Source organism: Streptomyces sp. NPDC006309 (assembly GCF_040613095.1).
Taxonomy (GTDB): domain Bacteria; phylum Actinomycetota; class Actinomycetes; order Streptomycetales; family Streptomycetaceae; genus Streptomyces.
Map to the genome: position 1 here is coordinate 1 of NZ_JBEXRO010000056.1, position 5391 is coordinate 5391.

Genomic DNA, 5391 nt, shown 5'->3' on the forward strand with positions numbered 1-5391 from the left:
CGCGCCACCAACCCGCCCAGCACACCGGTGCCACCCGTGACCAACACCGACCCCTCCGGGCCGAAACACGCATCCGCGACCGCAGGCGCCGTCACACGGGCGAGCCTCGGCGCGAACAGGCGGGTGCCACGCACGGCCACCTGCGGTTCGCCGGTCGCGAGGACGGCGGCGAGCAGGGGGCCGAAGTCCTCGTCGTCCTGCGGCCCGTCCGTGTCGAGCAGGACGATCCGGTCGGGATTCTCCGCCTGGGCGACGCGGATCAGGCCCCATACGGCCGCGCCTGCCGGGTCGGTCACCGTCCGCTCGCTCTCGGCGGGCACGGCACCGCGGGTACGTACGACGAGGCGCGTTCCCTCCGTCCCGGGCTCGGACAGCCAGGCCTGGACGATCTCCAGCGCCGTGCTGGTCAGCGCGAGCACCTCGGTGTCGGTCGCACCGTCCGCGACGCAGTCGACCACCGCGGCGGCCGGTGGCTCGGCGCCGTCCACCAGCGCCGCCACCCCGCTCGGGCCGGACAGGGCGACCCATTCGGGTGCGACCGCGGACGGCCGGGGCGCGGGCAGCTCGGTCCACTCCACGTGGAAGAGGGCGTCGTCCGTGCCCGTGGGGGCGTCCGGCGTCGTCAGAAGGTCGGCGGCCACGGGCCGCAGCCTGACGGCGTCCGCCGTGAGGACCTGGGCGCCGGTCTCGTCGGCCGCCTCGACCGAGACGACACCCGGGGCGGACCGCAGCAGCCGGGCCCGCAGCACGGTGGCACCCGTGGCGTGCAGGACGACCGTGTTCCACTCCAGCGGCTGCCACACCTGATCGGCGTCGCCCGCGACGGCCTCCCGGACGGCCGGGTGCAGGACGGCGTCCAGCAGCGCCGGGTGCACGCCGTACCGGTCCGCCTCGCTCCGGTCCTCCTCCGCCAGCGCGGCCTCGGCGAACAGCTCGTCACCGCGCCGCCACAGCCCGCGCAGCCCCTGGAACAGCGGCCCGTAGGCGTGGCCGTGGGCGACGAGTTCGGTGTAAAGGTCGTCCGTGTCCACGCGCTGCGCGCCGGGCGGCGGCCAGGCGGTGAAGTCATGACCGGGTGCGGCCTCGCCGGCAGTCGGCGCGAGGATGCCGGTGGCGTGCCGGGTCCAGACGGCCGGTCCGTCCAGCCCTGCGGGATCATCGGGAGCCGCGTACACCTCCACGCTTCTGGACCCGGTGCCGTCCGGGCCGCCCACGGCGATCTGGAGGCGTACGGCACCCTGCTCGGGAACGACCAGGGGCGCCTCGACGACCAGTTCGTCCAGCACTCCGCAGCCGACCTCGTCACCGGCGCGCACGGCCAGCTCCACCAGCCCGGTACCGGGCACGACGACCACTCCGCCGACGGCGTGGTCGGCGAGCCAGGGGTGGGTGCGCAGGGACAGCCGGGAGGTGAGGACCAGCCCGTCCGACTGCGGCAGCTGGACCATCGCGCCCAGCAGCGGATGGTTCGCCCCGGTGAGCCCCAGCGCCGCCGCGTCGACCACGGACTCAGCCATCCGCAGCCAGTAGTGCTGGTGATCGAAGGCGTACGTCGGCAGATCCACGTGGGTAGCGGTCGCACCCTCGGGCAGCACCGCCGCCCAGTCCACCTTCGTCCCGCGCACGAACAACTCCGCGACGGACCGCAGAAGGGTCAGCTCCTCCCCCCTGTCGTCACGCAGGGCCGGAACACTTACGGCGTCCACGGCCGCAGACTCGGTGATCGCACCGCTCAACACGCCCCCGGGGCCCAGTTCCAGGAACACCGACCCACCCGACGCGGCGATACCGTCGGCGAAGCGGACCGGACGCCGGACGTGCTCGACCCAGTAGGCGGGATCACTCAACTGGCCCGGCTCCGCCAGCATGCCGGTCACGTTCGACACCACCGGGACAGCAGGCTCGTTCCAGGTCAGCCCCGACAGCACCTCACCGAACTCGGCCAGCATCGGCTCCATCAACGCCGAGTGGAAGGCGTGCGAGACGGTCAGCCGCTTGACCCGGCGGCCCTGTTCGCGGATCTTCTCGGCGACGGCCGTGACGGCTTCCTCGTCACCGGAGAGCACAACCGAGCCGGGCGCGTTCACCGCCGCCAGATCCACACCCGCACCCAAGTGCTCCGCGACTTCCGACTCGCTCGCCGCGACCGCGACCATCGCCCCGCCCTGCGGCAGGGATTGCATCAACCGGCCCCGCGCCGCCACCAACGCCGCCGCATCCTCCAGCGACAACACCCCAGCGACATGCGCGGCGACGACCTCGCCGATCGAGTGCCCGGCCACCACGTCCGGCCGCACACCCCACGACTCCACCAGCCGGAACAACGCCGACTCCACCGCGAACAAACCGGCCTGAGTGAACACCGTCCGATCCAGCAGACCATCGTCACCCGCACCGAAGACCACATCCCGCACCGAGTACTCCACAGCACCCGCAAGCCGCGCATCCAAAGCCGCACACGCCTCATCCAACGCCCGCGCGAACACCGGATACCGCTCATACAACTCCGCGCCCATACCGACCCGCTGCGACCCCTGGCCCGGGAAGACGAACACGGTCTTCCCAGCGACGGCATCCGACCCCGTCACCACGACCGGGGACGACTCCCCCGCAGCCAGCGCGCCCAGCCCCGCCACGGCCTCCTCACGGGAACCGGCGACCACCACCGCCCGCTCGGGCAGGACCGCGCGCTGCGTGACCAGGGCGCCGGCGATGGTGGCCAGGGGGGCGTCGGTGGCGTCGGTGAACTCCGCCAGCCGGCCCGCCTGGCCGGTGAGGGAACCCGTGCTCCGCGCCGAGACGACCAGCGGCAGAACCCCGTCGGCCGGAAGCGGCACCGGCTCGGCGGTGCCCTCCTCCGATGCCTCCTCCGGTGCCTGCTCCAGGATCAGGTGCGCGTTCGTGCCGCTCACGCCGAACCCGGACACGCCCACCCGGCGCGGCCGGTCGATCTCGGGCCAGGGGCTGGTGCGGTGGAGGAGCCGGACGGCGCCCGCGTCCCAGTCGACGCGACTGCTGGGCTCGTCCGCGTGCAGGGTGGCGGGCAGGATGCCGTGGCGCAGGGCCTGCACCGTCTTGATCACCCCGGCGACTCCGGCGGCGGCCTGGGTGTGGCCCAGGTTGGACTTCAACGAGCCGAGCCACAGCGGCTCTTCGCGTCCCTGGCCGTAGGTGGCGAGGAGGGCCTGTGCCTCGATCGGGTCACCGAGGACGGTGCCCGTGCCGTGGCCCTCGACCGCGTCCACGTCCGCCGGGGTCAGGCCCGCGTTGGCGAGCGCCTTGCGGATCACCCGCTGCTGGGAGGGTCCGTTGGGGGCTGTGAGGCCGTTGGAGGCGCCGTCCTGGTTGACGGCGCTGCCCCGGATCACCGCCAGCACCCGGTGGCCCTTGCGCTGGGCCTCCGAGAGGCGTTCCAGTACGACCACGCCCGCGCCCTCGGCCCAGCCCGTGCCGTCGGCCGTGTCGGCGTACGACTTGCAGCGGCCGTCGGCGGCGAGGCCGCGCTGGCGGGAGAAGTCCACGAAGGTGTGCGGGGTGGCCATGACGCTGGCGCCGCCGGCGAGGGCCATCGAGCATTCGCCGCGCCGCAGTGCCTGGGCGGCGAGGTGGATGGCGACCAGGGACGAGGAGCAGGCGGTGTCCACGGTGACCGCGGGGCCCTCGAAACCGAAGACGTAGGAGACGCGGCCGGAGGCGACGCTGCCCGCGCCGCCGGTGCCGGCGTAACCCTCCAGCTCGGGCGGGAGGTTGCCGCCGTAGAAGTAGTCGACGCCCATGATGCCGCTGAAGACGCCGACGTCCGCGCCCTTCAGCGAGAGCGGGTCGATTCCGGCCTGTTCCAAAGCCTCCCACGACGTTTCCAGCAGCAGCCGCTGCTGCGGGTCCATCGCCAGTGCCTCACGGGGTGAGACACCGAAGAACTCGGCGTCGAACAGGCCGGCGTCGCGCAGGAATCCGCCTTGGCGGGCGTAGGAGGTGCCCGCCTTGTCGGGGTCGTCGTCGAACAGCGTGTCCAGGTCCCAGCCGCGGTCGGCGGGGAAGTCGGACACGGCGTCCCGGCCCTCGGCGACCAGCCGCCACAGCTCCTCCGGGGTCGTCACGCCGCCGGGCAGCCGGCAGGCCATGCCGACGATCGCGACGGGCTCGTCCGCGTTCCGCCGGACCTGCCGGCGCAGGTCGTGCAGTTCGGTCGTGACGCGCTTGAGGTACTTGAGGAGTTCCTGCTCTGTGGCCATCTTCCATTCCTCACCGGGGGTTTGACGGTCCGCGAAAACGTGACGGTCAGGAGATTCCGAGTTCGTCGTTGATGAAGTCGAGGACCTCATCGGCGGAGGCGGATTCCAGCTGTTCCGCCACGGCGGAACCCTCTGTCTCCTCGACCGCTCCGTTGCACTTCGCGACCAGACCCTGGAGGCGGAGCACGATGTCCGCCTTCTTGGACTCGTCGGACAGCAGTCCGGCGATCAGCGAGTCGATGTCCTCGATCTTTTCGTGCACCAGCGACAGGGCGTCGTTGGTGGTGCCCAGTTCCGTGTGCAGATGGCGGGCCAGAGCGAGCGGGTTGGGGTAGTCGAACACGACCGTGGCGGCCAGTTTGAGGCCGGTGGTCTCACGGAGCCGGTTGCGCAGTTCGACGGAGGTGAGGGAGTCGAACCCGGCGTCCTTGAACGCCGTCTCGGGTCCCACGTTCTCCGCCCCGGCGTGGCCGAGGACGGTCGCGACCTGGCCGCGGACGAGGTCCAGGAGAAGGGCCTCCTGTTCGGCCTGGGCGAGTCCGGCGAGCCGGCGGGTGAGGCCGCCGCCGCTGTCCGCGGCGGTGGTGCGGACCGGCTGGCGGCCGGTCCGCACCAGTCCGCGGAGCAGGGGCTGTACGGTGCGGCCCGCTGCCGCGTCGGCGCGCAGGGCCCGCAGGTCGAGCTTGATGGGGACCAGGAGCGCCTCGCCGGTGTCCAGGGCCGCGTCGAGGAGGCGCATGCCCTCGGCGGGACCGATGGGCAGGACACCGCCCCGGCTCATGCGGGCCTGGTCGGCGGCGCCCAGGTGGGCGGTCATGCCGCTGGTCTGTTCCCACAGGCCCCAGGCGAGCGAGGTGGCGGGCAGGCCGGCGGCGCGGCGCTGGTGGGCGACCGCGTCGAGGTAGGCGTTGGCGGCGGCGTAGTTGCCCTGTCCGGCCGAGCCGAACAGGCCGGACGCGGAGGAGAAGACGGCGAACGCGGTCAGGTCCAGGGTGCGGGTCAGTTCGTCGAGGTGCCGTACCGCGCTGACCTTGGGGGCGAAGACCCGGGCGAGGCGTTCCGGGGTGAGGGCGCCGATCACGCCGTCGTCCAGGACGCCCGCGGTGTGGACCACGCCCGTCAGGGGGTGCTCGGCCGGGATGGAGTCCAGCAGTTG

At 72.8% G+C, this 5391-nt stretch carries 2 protein-coding genes; both read right to left on the minus strand.

Features of this window, described 5'->3' with window-relative positions:
• On the minus strand, positions 1 to 4235 hold a 4235-nt coding region (locus ABZ117_RS34070; protein WP_356826660.1), incomplete at its 3' end, for a beta-ketoacyl synthase N-terminal-like domain-containing protein.
• A 46-nt stretch (positions 4236 to 4281) separates the two neighbouring features.
• A partial coding sequence (locus ABZ117_RS34075) for a KR domain-containing protein (protein WP_356826662.1) occupies positions 4282 to 5391 on the minus strand: 1110 nt, incomplete at its 5' end.